This window comes from Neobacillus nitrireducens (assembly GCF_030915405.1).
Lineage (GTDB): Bacteria > Bacillota > Bacilli > Bacillales > Cytobacillaceae > Neobacillus.
In genome coordinates this window covers 792,087-809,207 of sequence record NZ_CP133262.1, presented here as the reverse complement: position 1 = coordinate 809,207, position 17,121 = coordinate 792,087, and the positions used below count along the sequence as shown (strand labels likewise).

Here is a 17,121-nt window from a genome sequence, read left to right as displayed (position 1 = left end):
TTCTCTATTCTGGCCATTCAATTGAAGGGAGAATTTCAACCAATGATAGAAAATTTCATGGAGAGTTTAAATGTAACGATTGATGCAAACCGTCTTTGGAACCTTTTAATGGACCTTGGAAAAATAGGAGAAGAGGACAATGCGGGGGTCACTCGAACATCCTTCGATCAAAAGGATATCGAAGCACGAAAATGGTTTCTAAAACTTTTAGAACAAGCAGATTTATCCCCTTATATGGACGCAGCGGGGAATATCTTTGGGCAAATCATCGGTAAAAATCCTGAATTACCAGCCATTCTTATTGGTTCCCACTTGGATACAGTAAATTCTGGCGGGCGTTTCGACGGCGCCATGGGAGTGCTAATGGGTGTTGAGGTGCTTCGTACCTTGAAAGAAAAGGGAATTCAACCGGAAAGAACGATCAAGGTTGTATCCTTAACCGATGAGGAAGGGGCTCGCTTTGACTATGCTTTTGTAGGCAGTACGGCCTTAGTTGAGACAGAGGGTTCGGGAAAATTAAAGGAAAATTTAGCTTCAGCAACAGATAAAGATGGTATCTCCTATCTGGAGGCCATGAAACAAGCCAGTCTAGCTGGAGAATATTTTAATCAGATTAATCCAGACTTTATCGAACAAGCTCAATTAGGTAAAAACGACGTGAAAGCTTATCTTGAAGTACATATTGAACAGGGAAAAGTGTTGGAAAATGAAGGTTTAGCTTTTGGAATCGTGACCGGGATCTCTGGTGGAGAATGGGCCGAAGTAACCATCATGGGTGAAGCAGGGCATGCAGGTACGATCGGAATGAAAGAGAGAAAAGATGCGTTAACAGCTGCCGCGGAATGTATACTAGCGATTGAGAAAATCGCACAGGACAGTAGCGGAAGTGTGGCGACAGTCGGAAAAACAAGCATAAATACATAAAAAAGTTGGCATTGACCGCCTTGACTGATATAATATTAAGTGGAATACGATGAAATGTGGGGGAACCGGTGATGCCGGTTGAGATTTAGTCCGTGAGACGATGACCCTTGGAACCTGATCTGGTTGATACCGGCGGAGGGAACATATTCTTAAACAATTAATTGTTTGCTGATATGCACTCAGGTTTCTTTACCTGGGTGCTTTATTTTTGTTTAAGCAAGTTTTTTGCCTTCTAACCAACACTGAGGTTCCAGTCTATTTTATTTGTTTCGCTTTAAATTTTATTTTTACATAGGGGGATTCAACATGAAGAAATGGCTAGTACTAGTTCTATCAGTTTTTCTAATCACTGGATGTAGCAGCAAAAAAGAAACAGAAAACGCAAAAGAAAAAACCCAGCCGCTTAAAAAAGTCTCGGTTGTATTGGATTGGACGCCAAATACCAATCATACGGGATTATATGTTGCCAAAGAAAAAGGATTCTTTAAAAAAGAGGGCTTGGATGTGGATATTATCATGCCGGGTGAGGCCGGTGCTGACCAACTAGTAGCTTCCGGCAAGGCGCAATTTGGTGTTGGCTACCAAGAAGCGATTACCCAGGCGCGTATACAAGGGGTGCCGCTCGTATCGATCGCTGCCGTGATTCAGCACAATACATCCGGATTCGCTTCACCTGTTGGTAAACAGATTCAATCTCCGAAAGATTTTGAAGGAAAAACATACGGTGGTTGGGGCTCGCCAGTCGAAAAATCTGTCATCACTTCGCTCATGAAAAAGGAAAACGCTGATGCCAATAAGGTGAAAATCGTGAATATGGGGGATACGGACTTTTTTACAGCTGTGAAACGAGACATCGATTTCGCTTGGATATACTATGGTTGGACTGGTGTAGAAGCAGAGCTTCGTAAGGAAAAAATTAATATGGTTTACTTAACCGATTACTCTGACAAACTGGACTACTATACACCTGTTTTAGAAACCAACGAGAAAATGATCAAAGAGAGCCCTGAAACGGTTAAGGCATTCGTAAAAGCCGCTGCCGAGGGGTATGAATTTGCCATTAAAAATCCTGATCAAGCTGCAGATATCCTGATTAAAGCCGCACCGGATTTAGATCCAAAGCTTGTAAAGAAGAGTCAAGAATGGTTGTCTCCGAAATATCAGGATGATGCAAAGGAATGGGGAATACAAAAGCAAGAGATTTGGGAAAATTATGCCCAATGGATGTTTGAGAATAAGCTTCTTGACAAGAAATTAGATGCGAAAAAGGCATTTACAAATGAATTTTTACCAAAACAATAGGGGGTAGAAAGACATGGCGAATTCATTAATCAGCATACAAATCATTCCGAAAACAAAGAATGGCGAGGACGTTATTCCATACGTTGATGAAGCGATTAAAGTCATTGCTGAATCGGGTGTGAAATATGAGGTACACCCGTTAGAAACAACCATGGAAGGCGAACTGCACGAATTATTTACGGTGATTTCAAAAATGAATGAACGAATGATTGAAATGGGAAGCAAAAATGTCATTTCTCAAGTGAAAATCCTTTATCAGCCAACAGGGATTACCATGGATGACTTAACGGGAAAATATCGATGATGAGGAAGAATCTTGTAAAAGGGTGGAGACCGATTTTGGTTCTCCTCCTTTTGTTTGTCATTTGGGAGATGGTCGTTAAATTAACAGGAGTGCCGGATTGGCTTCTTCCACCGCCATCCAAGATTTTCACAGAGGCCATTGCTGGTTGGCATGATTTTTATCCAGATGTGTTTTCAACAGTTAAAATTTCATTATATGGATTTGTAGTTGGAGCATCGATTGGACTGGCAGTCGCCATTTTATTCCATCTGGTTCCTGTTTTAAGGGATTCTTTTTATCCATTGTTGATTTTATCGCAAAATGTTCCCATTATCGTTCTTGCTCCACTGTTGGTGATCTGGTTTGGGTTTGGCTTATTGCCCAAAATGATTGTCATCACCCTTGTTTGTTTCTTTCCCATAACAGTGGCCGCCTTGGATGGATTTAGCCAAACCCCTTCAGAGTTGAAGCATTATATGAGGATGGCAGGTGCATCGAAAACACAGCTTTTTTGGAAATTGGAGCTGCCGTCATCCATGCCTTCGATTTTTTCTGGCTTTAAGGTTTCAGCCACATATAGTGTAATGGGTGCCGTTATTTCTGAATGGCTTGGTGCTAAGCAGGGAATCGGTGTCTTCATGACATTCGCATCGTCGTCTTTTCGAACGGACCGGGTGTTCGTTGCCATTTTTACCATCATGTTCTTAAGCCTCTTCTTTTTCTTTTTTATCGTTTTTATGGAACGAAGAGTGATTCGCTGGCAGCCGAAAGGGGATGAGAAAAAATGAGCTATCTTCGTTTTCAAAACGTTTCGAAACGTTTCGGGCAAAAGGAAGTACTAAAAGACCTTGATTTTTCCATTCATAAAAATGAATTTGTTTCGATTATTGGCCCTTCAGGTAGTGGGAAAAGCACCATTTTTAATTTAATTGGAGGGATTCTTTCACCAGATGAAGGGGAGATTCTATTAGACGGCCAGTCCATTAATGGCAAGCGTGGTTTTATTAGTTATATGCCTCAAACTTCTTCTCTTTTCCCGTGGAGGACGATCCTTGAAAATGTCCTTCTTGGCCAAGAACTTCAGGGTAAAAAAGACGTAGAAGCAGCACGAGAAATGTTGGCGATTGCAGGACTCTCTGATGATGAAAACGCCTATCCTCACATGCTATCGGGAGGAATGAAGCAGCGGGCTGCTTTTATCCGTGCCTTATTGAGCCCACAAGAAGTGATCTGTCTTGATGAGCCTTTTTCAGCTTTAGATGAGCTAACCCGGTTTGAAATGCAGAAATGGTTATTGGACATGTGGGAATCACATCGAAGGACCATTCTTTTTATTACTCACAATATTGAGGAAGCACTGTTTTTATCCGACCGAGTGATGATGCTTTCTAGTAAGCAAGCAAAGGTGGTTTCAACCCTAGAGGTTCCCTTTGACAGGCCGCGTCACGAAAGTATATTGCTAGATGAAAACTTTATTCAAAGCAAAAGGGATGTATACTACCAATTAGTAGGTGAAGGTAAATGAACATGATCGATGCTCATATCCATTTGGATCGCTACAGGGATGAGGAAATCAAACGGATTGTTTTAGATTCTGCCCGTATCGATGCCTTGATTTCTGTATCCTTTCATATGGATTCCAGTAAAAGAAACCTGTTGCTTTCACAAAAATATCCAAAGGTAAAACCTGCATTTGGATACCATCCAGAACAGGCATTGCCTTCTGAAAACGAGCTGAACGAGCTGTTAAATTGGATGGACGACCACCTTGATGAGATGATTGCTGTAGGTGAGGTGGGGCTGCCATTCTACTTAAGGCAAGAGAGCGGGATTTCGATTGCTCCTTATCTTGAAATATTAGAAGTTTTTATAAGTAAGGCGAAAATATGGGACAAACCGATTGTTCTTCATGCTGTTTACGATGATGCACCTCTCGTTTGTGACCTTCTCGAAAAATATTCTGTTTCCAAAGCGCATTTTCATTGGTTTAAAGGAGATCAGAAAACAATAGACCGAATGATAAGAAACGGCTACCATATTTCTATTACCCCGGATGTGGTATATGAACAAGAAATCCAGCAGCTTGTCAGCTTCTATCCTATCGAGCGTATGATGGTTGAAACAGATGGTCCTTGGCCATTTGAAGGTCCATTTGCAGGGAAAATGACCCATCCCCAAATGATGGAGGAATCCATATGGAAAATCGCACGGCTCAAGAAACTTTCCGCTGAGGAAGTTTCAGATGTCTTACATCAAAACACAAAAGGGTTTTACCAAATACCAACTTGAAGCTACCAATCAAACATTGGTAGCTTTCTTTATTTTTGTAAATAATGAACAGGAAACCAATGGATTCATAAAGTTCCAGTGTAAATAGTTAATAAATTACCTTGATTTTAAAAAATGCTAAAAAATGACCAAAACATCAAAAAAGGCCACCAAAAATCAAATTTGGTGGCCTTTTTAGACGTTTTGACCCTAAAATGGGCTTCAAATTTGATTTTTCGTGATTCGCATTCAGCTGCTAATCTCGCTATTGTAAAAGTACGGGACGGGGCTTTTACATTGGTCTTCATAACGGACAAGGTAATAAAAAGGTGTCATAAAATATTCACTTCTTAATGAAAATTCTATGTCCTTTTTAATCAGTTATTTCTATATAAAAGATGAAGGTATTATTCAGAAGAAGGGTAGTGGTTAAGGATGGTAAAGTTTAGAAAAGTGCGTATGGATTTTTGGATGGATCCAATGGTTTCGGAGGAAATGACACCAGAGGACAGATACTTTTATTTATATCTTTTAACGAATCAGCGTAGTACTCAAATTGGAATCTATCAAATTACAAAAAAACAGATGGCCTTTGATATGGGCTATTCGATTGAAAGTGTTCATTCATTAATGGAACGATTCATCACCCACCACCAGCTGATCCGTTACAATCCTGAAACGAGAGAGCTGGCCATTAAAAACTGGGGGGAAAATAACTTTGATAAAGGGGGGAAACCAATGATGGATTGTATTGGTTCCGAATTAAAAACGGTCAAGGATGCTTCATTAATTCAATATGTTTCAGAGTTGATTCTAAAAAAGGATATCCGCAGCCTATATGAATCTTTTGGTAAAACAGAAGAGGTTAATTTCAGCAAGGATGTAAATGACCAAGATGAGAACCTTACCGATCAAACTCTTGATTGGAAAGAAATTGACGATACGTTGACCAATCAACATACCATACGTGGACAAGAAGAAGAAAGAGAAGAAGAAAGAGAAGAAGAAAAACAACAAGAAGTTTTTTACCCCCAAATGGAGAGTATTCCAGATCGTGACGATACCTTACATAATAACCAAAAACTTGTCGATGTAAAAGAAATTATTGAGTTTTGGGACAACAATGGATTTGGTTTCTCGAACATGAATGGGAAAGAGCAGCTGTTAGCTTGGTTAAATGATTCTAGCTTCTTACAGCCAAAAGAGGTGATTCTAAAAGCGATGAATATTGCTTGTGCCAATAACAAACGAAGGCTGAACTATGTGATGGGGATACTGAAGAACTGGGAAAATGAATCTTTACTGACCGTAGCAGATATTGATTCACATTACCAGAACCAAAAGTCCATACCAAAGCATAGGCAATCACAAGAAACAGTTCCTGGTGGAAGACCGATTCCAGGTCGATTTAAACTTGACATTACGGCAGGTGAAGAGGAATGAGTATCGCTGAAAAGGCGTTTTTAGGAACCTTGATAAAGGCGGAGTATTTACTCAAAGATACCGTTATTCAACCGGAACAGCTAGAAAGTACAAGGCATCAAGAAATCATGCGACGAATGATAGAGTTAAATCAAGCGGGTAAGAATATCGATTTGATCACATTTACAACCTTACCAGACCTCCAGTCATTAGGCGGAATGTCTTACTTATCAGAGCTGTTATCGTTTGCAAATCTAGAGAAATTTGACGGGATGGAGAAGCTGATTCTTGATTTGTGGAAGGAACGAGAAAAGAGAAGTATCTTAACGCTTGCAGCCCTGAATGATTGGTCCATTGCGAAAGTCCTTACTGAACTCGATAAAATTAACCAACTGAAGATGGACGATCATACATCCTTACACCAAGCATTGGTAGATATCTATGAGGCACCCTGGGAAGATCGAATCTCGCAAGGAAATGCAACAGAAAGTTAATGAGCCAATTTCCGTACAAGAAACCGATCCTTTTTATCGATTACTTAACATTGATTCAATCGGGTCAAGCTTATGGAGGGAATTCCCATTTACAAGTATCGGAAATTTCCAAGTCTCTTAAAACGATGGCGAAGGATTTTGATTGTCCTGTCATTTGTTTGGCCCAATTAAATCGTTCGGTGGAATCAAGAGCCGAAAAACGACCGATGATGTCTGATATCCGGGAATCGGGCAGTGTGGAACAGGACGCAGATGTCATTTTGTTCTTATATCGTGAAGCCTATTACAACAAGAAAACGGACAATCATTCCCTTGAAATCATTGTCTCGAAAAACCGAAATGGTCCAGTAGGTAGCATCCCTGTCAATTACAACGTGAATACAGGCAGAATTGAGGAGCAGAAGGAAAGTCCAACGCTTGTATAACTGCTATTTAGCCAAAAATATCTTATTTCGAGGTGTGATCACATGATTGTTAAAGAGCTTTATATGGATTGTTTCTATTACGAAGAGGCCTCCTTGGGCTATTACATCCATCATTTACTTGCTGAGCAGAAAATTACTTTAGATGATAACATATCTAAAATAGATTTAGAACAAGCAGATCATCAGAAAGTAAGGGAAATGTTTCGAAACAATATATTAGGTTTTCATAAAGTTGGTATCTACTCACTGAAGATGAACCAAACGGATTTTGTCTTTATCTTTGCAGCTAGTCAGCAAGAAGCCATCCAATATTATTTCAATAAATTCCATCAAAACCCATTGAATTGTCACGAGTATTCGCTAGATTTCCAGCTCGATAGAGGAAATGATGCGATTTCGTTTCGGGACATGAGGAAGGAATTCGATAGTATTCCAGCTATAGCGGGGTATTTTAAGAGAGAAGGATGGATGTGAGAGTGGGGGGCCACTTAAACACTAATATATACTTCTGGATATGTGTGTAGCCAAGCCATCTTATAAGATATAGTAGAGAAGAACGTCAACTACCCCCGCTGGGATGAATCATTTCAGTGGGGGCTTGAGTTAGACATCTAGGTCTTTTCGTCTATTGCTAGACAGAATGACGCTCTAGAAATCATGTCACCTTACGGTAACACCCCAAGTAAGTTTTTGGTTGGTACTGGCAACGAACTTTCGTTTTCCCACTTGCACCATCCTTTCGAACAGTTCTTCCTTACGGTAGAAGCCACCACTCAGATTGCTCTGGCGTGTGCTACAAGCCCCGGCACAAACGTGACGAGTACACATGGATGGTTGACGCACCCACTAAGCTATGCGTTAAGCAACAGCCTTACGTTTTTGGACTTTTAATAGGATTGGTGTTTTCACTTTGAGATTTTCATCTATTTCTACCACTTCTGATTTTCGCAATGTATTCAACGCGCCATTAATGTCAGCATGAATACAGTAATCTGATTTACTTTTGTATAAGCCGCGTGTTACACGTTTCCCACTAAATTGATAGTGAGTTTTATTGTCTTTTGACCATACAGGTATCGTATCTTTGTCTAGAAAACTAGCTTTTGAGGTATAACTTTCTTCCTGCTTTTTGAAACGAATGCCTTCTTTTAAACACTTATTCTCAATAGCAGAAATTAGCCTTTGAAATGGTATTTGAACAAACTTTTGATTGTTCTTTTTCCCCATATCAGATTCTTGTTTCCAACCAGCATTATAGCCGACGACAACAGTATCAATCTTATATTCTTTTATTTTTTTGAACAACAAACCCACGGTTTGTGAGATAAAACCATTGATTTGGCTTTCGCGATTGTTCCAAAGTTCAGCCATTTTGTTGGTTACGATACGTTTTGAAAGTCCATTTTCAATATTTTGTTGTTGTAAGTTACTTATTGTTTTATTGAAATATTGGTTAATGGATTTTAGTTTTTTTCCATCAATCAAGAATGTATCACCTGTGTTTGTTGCACAACTCAGCAATCTATCTACACCTAAATCGCAACTCAAAGCGTTTATCGTGGTCGTAGGTTGTTTTTTCATTTGAGACTTGTGTATTTCATAGGTGTAATGTACCTCAAAGAACCGACCTTTTTGCTTTGGTTTGATTTCAATGTAAGAGATTTTTTGATTTAATAAGTTTTTCGGCATACGAATTTTAATGGAAACAAATCGTTTTTTGAATTCCACATTCATGGGAATTGTCCAGCATCCGTCTTTATCAACTTTTGGAACTTGATAGATTTCAATAATCCGTTTTTCCGTCGAACCAGAATACTTCGGAAACTTAGGGCGACCTGTGAATTTTTCAGGTGCTTTCTTCCATTGTTCCAATGCTTTAAAAAAGCTCTTCACATCAGAGAGTAAAGTTCTACGAATAGCTTGAACGGAGTTTGATTGAACGCCCCAATAATTTATATCCGCTTGCATGGCAGCGTCTATTTCTTTAACACTTGCTATTTTATTTGTATTTAAGTAGCTTTGTTTAATGGTATACAAACCAACATTTCGCAAAGCTTTTGAACTATGTGTCATGCGTTGAAGTAGACGAAATTCTTTAGCCGTAAGGCTAGCTCGTCCAATGTTTTGTTTTTGTGTGAATCGTTGAATATTTTCACTTTTCTTTTGCTTGCGTAAGACTTTAATTGGTTTCTTTCTTGTCATTGTTTTCACCACCTTTCTGGTTAAATCTAGAAATTGCTCTATATTTTATTATATTATATTTAGAAAGAAGAAAGCGAACATTCGCTCTTAAATTTTAGAAAATACAAAAAAAGTTCAGCCTATCGGCTGACGGCAATTCATCTCCACCTGAATTGTTGGGCTTGCGCCTGTTACACAAATCAGATGGAGTCTTCTTGCCGAAGATGATAAAACGTATTGAGAGTCTTTTTATATAGAAGTGGGGGATATTTATGAGAAGAATAATATTGACGACAGAGAGTGGTGCGGATTTACCAGAAGAATTAGCTGATAAACATAATGTCCAAGTAGTTCCGATGCATGTGATTATGGATGGGCAAGATTACTTAGATGGTACGTTACCTGTCACGGATATTTACGACTACTACGAGCGGACAAAAAAGATACCCTCGACAACATCGACAAATTCTCATGAGTATCTTGAATTTTTCAAGAAGATTAAAAGCGATTTTCCAGATTGTATCATCATACATATTGGGTATACGTCAAAGGCATCTTCTTCCTTTCAAAATGCGATCATTGCAACGGAAGAATTGGAGGATATTTTTCTAATTGATGCGTTGAACGTAACAGGTGGATTAACAGCGATTGTGATGTATGCGGTTACTTTATTAGAGAATGAACCGTCCATTGACCCTGCCCAATTCGTAGTGATGATTGAATCAAAGGTTCCTAAATCCAGACTGGCATTCGTTCCCGGAAGTTTAGAATTTTTAAGAGCTGGAGGGCGAGTTAGTAATCTAGCTTATCTTGGTGGAGCTTTGTTAAAAATTAAGCCGCGTATTGAATTAATGGATGGAAATCTTGTCTCAACAAAAAAATATCGTGGGAAAATGGAAATTGTTTCGGAAAAACTCTTCCGAGATTATTTGGGCCAATACAACATGGATAAAGAACAACTGTATCTTATTTACTCGATCGGACTTGATGAAAAGATTAAGCAGAGGATGGATGAAATCGCAAAAGAAACAGGTTTCAAAAATGTAACATGGATTCAAGCGGGCGCAATGATATCGACACACGCTGGGCCTGGCGGAATTGGAATAGCAGGATTAGAAATTTAGGGGATTTAATGGTTGGAACTTAATGAGATGCTGAAGCGCGGGTCAAGGTTTTCTATTGAACCTGTGCTTTTTCTTTTGTGAATATTATCCAAATTGTGCTAATCTTAAATCATTACAAAAGGAGTGATTCATTATGGTTCAATTGATTCCAGAAATAACACTGAATGATGGGCTTAAGTTACCGGTGATCGGGTTGGGTACATATAAACTGAAAGGGAAGGAAGGAGTCAATTCAATCATAAGCGCAGTGGAGAGTGGATACAGATTAATAGATTCAGCTTATAATTATGAAAACGAAGGCACGATTGGAGAAGCGGTTCGACGCAGCGCTGTCCCAAGAGAGGAATTAATAATTACTTCGAAACTGCCAGGTCGCTATCAAACCTATGAAAAGGCAGTTACGACCATTCAGGAATCGCTATACCGTGCAAACCTAGATTATTATGATTTATATTTGATTCATTGGCCAAATCCTAAACAGGATACATACGTGGAAGCATGGCAAGCATTAATAGAGGCAAAAAAATCGGGACTGATTCGTTCGATTGGTGTCTGTAATTTCTTACCTGAACATATGGAGCGTTTAGAAAAGGAAACAGGTGCGAAACCAAGCATAAACCAAATCGAATTACACCCCTTATACAACCAAGCAACACAAAGAAAATGGCATGAAGAAAATAACATTGCAACGGAATCCTGGAGTCCATTAGCTCGAGCAATTCAAGTGTTACAAAATGATACCATTCAAAAGATTGCTGACAATCATAACAAGTCAATTTCACAAATTATTTTGCGCTGGCACTATCAACTTGGGGCCATTTCCATTCCTAAATCATCATCACCTGCACGGCAGCTTGAAAATATATCTATTTTTGACTTTTCCCTCAATGAATCAGAAATGAGCATGATTTCAGGATTAACTCGCCCTGATGGCAGAATAAACCATCAAGATCCTGCGATTTATGAAGAGTTTTAAGCCATATTTTGAAGTAGTACAAAAATCATTAAAGTACTAAAGTAACCCAAGGTTTATCATTTTAATAGTTCCTAATCTATTCCAAAGTTCGATATAATAAAGGTATTATTTCAATATTGGAGGTACCTTAAATGCCCGTGCACAACAAACTGGTTCGAGACCGTATACCAGAAATCATCGAAAATACAGGAAAAAGGTTTTCTACAAAAATATTAGACAATCAAGAATACATAAAAGAACTAAGAAATAAGACTCGTGAAGAACTTGACGAATACCTTTATGCCGAAAATGACAATGATGCGATTGAGGAGCTAGCTGATTTATTGGAAATAATCCATGCTTTAGCAGAGTGTCATGGAGCATCTTTTAGCGAGCTAGAAGAAGTTCGACAAAGGAAGGCGGAAAACGTGGGGGCTTTAAGGAAAAAATCTTCTTAATTGATGTTGAAGGTGAGTAAGGTTCAACTGATCACTAAAAACCTTGGCAATCATTTAATAGAAAATCTAGAAGATGCAAACACGATTTGTATTCTAGCTTCCTTTGTTATGAAGTCAGGTGTTGATTACTTAAGTAATGCATTAAAAAAGGCTGTGGAAAACGGTGCCGATATTAAAATCTGTACCGGGGATTACTTATTCATTACACAACCAAAAGCCTTGGAAGAGCTGTTATCAATAGATCAAAGTATAAATATTAGAATTTGGAAAAGTAATGGTGTTTCATTTCATCCTAAGGCATACCTATTCCAATCCGATGAACATGATGTTTTGTTTATTGGTTCTTCTAACTTATCAAAATCGGCTTTACATAATGGTGTGGAATGGAACCTGTTGGTTAGTGATGAGCAGCAAGTGTTTGACGATGCACAATCTGAGTTTCTTAAAATTTTCTATTCAGATCAAACCGTGCCTTTAAATAAAGAAACAATAGAAGAATATAGAAAAAGCTATGATGAATATCAACGGAAATATCCAAATTTAGTTCAAAAGTGGACGGAGATTGAAGAATTAGATTTAATACTGCCAGTAAAGAAGGAGATTGCTGGAAAGCCAGGTGTAATTTTTGATCCCTCAGTTGGATATGCGGAAATACAACCAAGATATGCTCAGGTCGAGGCATTGGAGGAGTTAAACAAAACTCTTGATGAAGAATATAATAAGGCTCTTGTAGTTATGGCCACTGGGTTAGGGAAAACCTATTTGGCTGGCTTTTTTGCACAAACTTTTAAAAAGGTCCTATTTATTGCTCACCGTGAAGAAATTCTTCATCAGGCTAGAGATTCTTTTAAGAAAATAATGCCTGAGAGACAATATGGAATTTATAATGGAAAAACAAATGAAGCCCAAGCTGATGCAATCTTTGCCTCCATTTATACATTAAGTCTGAAAAGGCATTTGAATATCTTCCAGCCAGAAGAGTTTGATTTAATTATCATTGATGAGTTTCACCATTCTGCAGCTGATTCCTACCAGAGGGTTCTAGAATATTTCCGACCACGATTCCTTCTTGGAATTACTGCGACTCCTGATCGTAATGATAACAAAGATGTATATGCGATTTGTGATGGAAATGTGGCTTTTCGTTTAGACTTCCTGGATGCCATAAATCGGAACTGGTTAGCGCCATTTCAATATTTCGGTGTATATGATGATACCGATTATAGTCAGATTCCTTGGCTGGGTAATCGCTATGATGAAGAAGAATTACTACAAGCTCAGTTACGAGAAGATTTAGCTCTAAAAGTACTTCGTGCCTGGGAGAATAATAAACAAACGAGGACATTAGGTTTTTGCTCATCCATTAGGCAGGCTGACTTCTTATCAAATTACTTTAATCATCATGGTTATCGAACCGGTAGTCTTCATTCGCAACAAATGGGTCTGAACAGAACTAAAGCTAGTTCTCAACTTTCAAGTGGTGAAATTGACATTATTTTTACAGTGGACCTGTTTAATGAAGGGGTTAATATACCTGCAGTCGATACTCTTTTATTTGTTAGACCCACTGAATCTTTAACCGTTTTTACCCAACAAATCGGTCGGGGACTCCGTTTGCATCCAGGTAAAGAATCGTGTGTCATCATTGACTTAATTGGGAATTATCGAAATGCAGATATAAAGTTAAGTCTATTCGATACACAATCAAATGACGGGAAAACTAGAACTATTGAACCTACACTGCCATTGTACTGTGAAATAAATTTGGATGTAAATGTCATTAACCTGTTTAAAGAAATGTCCCGAAAGCGACAGCCTCGTAGAGAGAAGTTATTCATTGACTACATGGATCTAAAAAGAGATCTTGGAAGAAGGCCATCCTATTTGGAATTGCACTTAAAGGGTGACTCCGATTCACCTCAATACAGACAGGAATTTAGTTCATACTTTGGATTTCTTCAATGGGCAGATGAATTATCGGATCAGGAAATAGAAATCTACAACCGGTACGAAAATTGGTTCGTTGAAGTAGAAAAAACGGGTATGGCAAAAAGCTATAAAATGGTAATCTTACTGGCGATGCTCGAGCGGGGAGCTGAGAATTGGAATCAGCCCATATCATCTAGAGAAGCTGCATCATTTTTTCATCATTTCCTAATGGAAAAAGAACACCGCAAAAGGATTGATTTTTCCGATAAAAGTGCTAAAAAATTATGGAGTTATGATGAAAAAGGTGTTAGCAAACTGATAGCTACGATGCCAATGACAAAATGGAGTGGCAGCTCTAAAGGATTAATTACTTTTGAGAATGATATTTTTAGGTTGAATTTTGAAGTACTAAAAGAAGATGAAAAAGTTCTATACAACTGGACAAAAGAAATTTGTGAATACCGGCTTCATTATCATTTTGAACGGAGGGCAAGACATCCCCAAACACATTAGGTTTGGGGATGTCTTCTGTAGTAAATTAAGATCTGATAAACAGTCCTATTTGCATAGTTACATATCCAGTGTCCAGTTTATATCGTAGAGAAGACAATTATGATCAAAATACTAAACAACTACAATTAATTGAGTAGTCTAATAAAATGTTGGAGTAGAGGGATTAGAGTTGTAGTTCTGCAAAAAAGCTGTCCGAGATAGGACAGCTTTTCATCTTGGTCTCCTTATGTATATGCTCCAGTGTAACCTTACCTTTTCCTCAGGACTCCTTTTTTCACCAAGTTAACAAGCGTCCCCTTATTTTTATAACGATTATAAGCAATTAATCTATTTAGATCTTTAATAGTCAATTGTGCTGGATCAACTGCTAGTTCTAATTCCGGCTTAATCTTTTCAATTAACGAGAGGGCGTATTCCATCTGCTTTTGGGTTAGGGTGTAATCTTCTTGGTCAATAGTTTGTTTTTGATCCTCTTGGTTGTTCGTCGCCCTTTGAAGTGATGCGGCATGCTCCTTAATCCTTAATTCCACTAATGCCTCTACTTCCGCATGATTAACATATTTAACCTCTGGTTGCGGCGGTTTTTGGGTTGTTTTTAATAATTTATCTATGAAACCCTTAATCAATGTTTTCACTCCAATTCCCTTGAGTTCTAAAGTCCTATGTATGAAAATTTACTCCTATTCTATTATTAAAATAATATATGAAAAAAACAACACCTTTGGGGAATTTTGTTTATTTTAGTAGAAAAATGTTTTGTAATAGTTTGGTAATATAGCAAATCCCTGTAATTATTTAGGACGATTGCACTAATTGTAGTATAATGGAGAAAAATGCAAATTTTGGAGCGGTTATTATGGCGATTACGATTCCCGAGACCATTAGATCTACTGCCACAACGGGTGAACGGTTGTTTTTCAGAACACTAAAAACCTATCTCCCTGATGATTATATCGTGTACTTTGAACCGGAAATCCAAGGAAGACGACCTGATTTTGTCATTATCGGACCAGATCTCGGTATTTTGGTGTTGGAAGTGAAGGATTATACTAAAAATACGCTTTGGCAAATTAACCATGAAGAATGGCATATTGTAGCGACTTCTGGTGATCAAGCCATCATTAAAAGTCCAATGAAACAAGCAAGAGACAATATGTTTCATCTGGTAGACATGTTGAAAAAAGACAAAAATCTTGTTCAATTGGATGGGAAATATAAATTTTCATTAAAGTTCCCATACGGACATGGTGTGGTTTTTACTCGAATGTATTCCAAAGACTTTATTAAAGAGGGATTGTATTCTGTTATTGAGCCTAATCTTTGTTTTACTAGAGATGAAATTGATCCTGAAAAAGATGAGTTTTCAGAAGAAATTTTAATGGAGAAGATCCTCAACATGTTTGTGGTCCCATACCGCTTAAAAGAATCTCTTTCGATGGAGGACATTAATGCCATTCGGTATCACTTATTCCCAGAGGTTCGGATTAGTGCAGAATTTAAAGCACCAGTTCCATACCAAGATCAACTGCTGCTTTCTCTTCATGATATTAAAACCATGGATCTGCATCAGGAGAATTTAGCGAAACAGATTGGGGATAAGAACCGATTGATCCGAGGAGTGGCTGGAAGTGGAAAGACGATTATTTTGGCCAGCCGGGCGAAGATGTTGGCGAAACAAAATCCCGATTGGAAGATTCTTATCCTTTGTTATAACATTTCTCTGTCCAATGCAATCCAGCAAATGATCAATCATATGATGAATGAGCCTGATGATTTATTTGATTTTGACCCAACCATAAAGGCCGTGCGTAATCAAAACATTATCGTTCGGAATTTTCATTCATGGTTAAAGAATGATCTTAGGATTAGAGAGCAAAATCTATCAAGTATTATCGACAAGATTGAAAAGAAAGAAACTATTCTTCCTTCCTATGATGCGATCTTGATAGATGAAGGGCAGGATTTTGATGCAGATTGGCTCCGCCTAGTCAGCCTGCTTATAAATACGGATACTCAATCCTTATTATTGGTGGAGGACCGGGCCCAAACGATTTATAGGCGAAAACGTTCCTACGTACAGGATACTGGTTTAAGTTTTCAAGGTAGGTCAAAGGTGCTGTCAATTAACTATCGAAATACCTCCCAAATCGTTAAGTTTGCTTGGGATTTTTACCGTGAGCATTCGATGTTTAAGAATAAGGTAGTCAATCGTAATCTGGATGGTGAAATCATTGCTCCACAAAGCACCAAACGTAAAGGACCAGAGCCAGGAATCATTAAAGCAGTAAATTTCTTTGATGAAATGAAATTGGTGGCTCGACAAATAAAAAAGCTGAATGAAGAGAAAAAGGTTCCTCTGGAAGAGATGTTAATCCTTTACCGAGTGAAGCGTACCCATAAATATCCGATTGTCGATCTTATTAAACGCTCGTTAGCGGAATTGGGATTGCCAAACTACTGGATTACGGAGAATGACGTTTCAAAGCGATCATTTGAAAAAGAAGATGGAAAGATTAAAATAAGTACCATTGATAGCAGCAAAGGCCTCGATTTCCAAGCGGTATTTATCGTTAATGTAGATTCCATGCCATTTCCCCTTGAAGAGGATAAAGAAAGAGAAGTTTCTTTATTTTATATAGGAATGACAAGGGCGAAGGAATATCTCTGCTTGTCGTATTCCGGTGAATCTGAATTCACAAAGTATCTGGACCGGATTTTACTGGAGAGGCATCAGAAGAAAAGTGGCATTGGAAATATAAAATAAATAAAAGTGAAAAAAAGTTGTTTGATAAAGTCCTTATCATTCAGCTTTTTTATTTAACAGCATGAAATTTAAATCGAAT

General features: G+C 38.2%; 16 protein-coding genes, 1 pseudogene and 1 riboswitch. Of the genes and pseudogenes, 15 read left to right on the top strand and 2 right to left on the bottom strand.

The genetic code is table 11. The features are described 5' to 3' along the window. Positions 1–42 precede the first annotated feature (42 nt). The 10 genes from RCG22_RS03845 to RCG22_RS03800 all read left to right on the top strand — a co-directional run bounded on the left by RCG22_RS03845 (position 43) and on the right by RCG22_RS03800 (position 7,592). Entirely contained in the window at positions 43–924 is an 882-nt protein-coding gene (locus RCG22_RS03845; protein ID WP_308105803.1) for a Zn-dependent hydrolase, read from the top strand. Positions 925–972: 48 nt separating this feature from the next. Beyond that, positions 973–1,082: riboswitch (TPP riboswitch) on the top strand. A gap of 148 nt (positions 1,083–1,230) precedes the next feature. Further along, the gene (locus RCG22_RS03840) at positions 1,231–2,226 is read left to right on the top strand and encodes an ABC transporter substrate-binding protein (RefSeq protein ID WP_308105802.1); all 996 of its coding nucleotides are present in this window, start codon (positions 1,231–1,233) and stop codon (positions 2,224–2,226) included. 13 nt (positions 2,227–2,239) lie between these two features. Beyond that, positions 2,240–2,530 (top strand): thiamine-binding protein, encoded by a 291-nt coding sequence (locus tag RCG22_RS03835; protein WP_098263068.1) that lies wholly within the window; start codon positions 2,240–2,242, stop codon positions 2,528–2,530. Next, a complete protein-coding gene (locus RCG22_RS03830; RefSeq protein ID WP_308107081.1) occupies positions 2,530–3,297 on the top strand; it encodes an ABC transporter permease in 768 nt (255 codons plus the stop codon). The genes RCG22_RS03835 and RCG22_RS03830 overlap by 1 nt, the downstream gene beginning before the upstream one ends. Further along, on the top strand, positions 3,294–4,034 hold the full coding sequence (locus RCG22_RS03825) for an ABC transporter ATP-binding protein (RefSeq protein WP_308105801.1): 741 nt from the start codon (positions 3,294–3,296) through the stop codon (positions 4,032–4,034). The genes RCG22_RS03830 and RCG22_RS03825 overlap by 4 nt, the downstream gene beginning before the upstream one ends. Continuing rightward, entirely contained in the window at positions 4,031–4,798 is a 768-nt protein-coding gene (locus tag RCG22_RS03820; RefSeq protein WP_308105800.1) for a TatD family hydrolase, read from the top strand. The genes RCG22_RS03825 and RCG22_RS03820 overlap by 4 nt, the downstream gene beginning before the upstream one ends. A gap of 414 nt (positions 4,799–5,212) precedes the next feature. Then, positions 5,213–6,220 (top strand): DnaD domain protein, encoded by a 1,008-nt coding sequence (locus tag RCG22_RS03815; RefSeq protein WP_308105799.1) that lies wholly within the window; start codon positions 5,213–5,215, stop codon positions 6,218–6,220. Then, a complete protein-coding gene (locus RCG22_RS03810; protein ID WP_308105798.1) occupies positions 6,217–6,693 on the top strand; it encodes a DnaB-like helicase N-terminal domain-containing protein in 477 nt (158 codons plus the stop codon). Before RCG22_RS03815 ends, RCG22_RS03810 begins: the two co-directional genes overlap by 4 nt. Beyond that, entirely contained in the window at positions 6,693–7,118 is a 426-nt protein-coding gene (locus RCG22_RS03805) for a DnaB-like helicase C-terminal domain-containing protein (RefSeq protein ID WP_308105797.1), read from the top strand. The genes RCG22_RS03810 and RCG22_RS03805 overlap by 1 nt, the downstream gene beginning before the upstream one ends. Before the next feature lie 42 nt (positions 7,119–7,160). Further along, a complete protein-coding gene (locus RCG22_RS03800) occupies positions 7,161–7,592 on the top strand; it encodes a hypothetical protein (protein ID WP_308105796.1) in 432 nt (143 codons plus the stop codon). 384 nt (positions 7,593–7,976) lie between these two features. Here RCG22_RS03800 and RCG22_RS03795 read toward each other — a convergent pair whose 3' ends face one another. Beyond that, positions 7,977–9,320 carry an RNA-guided endonuclease TnpB family protein gene (locus RCG22_RS03795; RefSeq protein WP_308105795.1) on the bottom strand — a complete coding sequence of 448 codons (1,344 nt, stop codon included), beginning with the start codon at positions 9,318–9,320 and terminating at the stop codon, positions 7,977–7,979. Positions 9,321–9,571: 251 nt separating this feature from the next. Between RCG22_RS03795 and RCG22_RS03790 the strand changes: the two genes are divergently transcribed. The 4 genes and pseudogenes from RCG22_RS03790 to RCG22_RS03775 all read left to right on the top strand — a co-directional run bounded on the left by RCG22_RS03790 (position 9,572) and on the right by RCG22_RS03775 (position 14,278). Then, positions 9,572–10,423 carry a DegV family protein gene (locus RCG22_RS03790; protein ID WP_098263063.1) on the top strand — a complete coding sequence of 284 codons (852 nt, stop codon included), beginning with the start codon at positions 9,572–9,574 and terminating at the stop codon, positions 10,421–10,423. Positions 10,424–10,556: 133 nt separating this feature from the next. Then, the gene (locus tag RCG22_RS03785; RefSeq protein WP_308105794.1) at positions 10,557–11,399 is read left to right on the top strand and encodes an aldo/keto reductase; all 843 of its coding nucleotides are present in this window, start codon (positions 10,557–10,559) and stop codon (positions 11,397–11,399) included. Between the two features lie 131 nt (positions 11,400–11,530). Then, positions 11,531–11,856: pseudogene (locus tag RCG22_RS03780) on the top strand (nucleoside triphosphate pyrophosphohydrolase). Further along, positions 11,849–14,278 (top strand): DEAD/DEAH box helicase family protein, encoded by a 2,430-nt coding sequence (locus RCG22_RS03775; protein ID WP_308105793.1) that lies wholly within the window; start codon positions 11,849–11,851, stop codon positions 14,276–14,278. Before RCG22_RS03780 ends, RCG22_RS03775 begins: the two are co-directional and overlap by 8 nt. Before the next feature lie 248 nt (positions 14,279–14,526). Here the strand turns inward: RCG22_RS03775 and RCG22_RS03770 are convergent, their stop codons facing one another. Next, a complete protein-coding gene (locus tag RCG22_RS03770) occupies positions 14,527–14,913 on the bottom strand; it encodes an ABC transporter ATP-binding protein (protein WP_308105792.1) in 387 nt (128 codons plus the stop codon). A gap of 221 nt (positions 14,914–15,134) precedes the next feature. Between RCG22_RS03770 and RCG22_RS03765 the strand changes: the two genes are divergently transcribed. Then, a complete protein-coding gene (locus RCG22_RS03765; RefSeq protein ID WP_308107080.1) occupies positions 15,135–17,042 on the top strand; it encodes a 3'-5' exonuclease in 1,908 nt (635 codons plus the stop codon). Positions 17,043–17,121 lie beyond the last annotated feature (79 nt).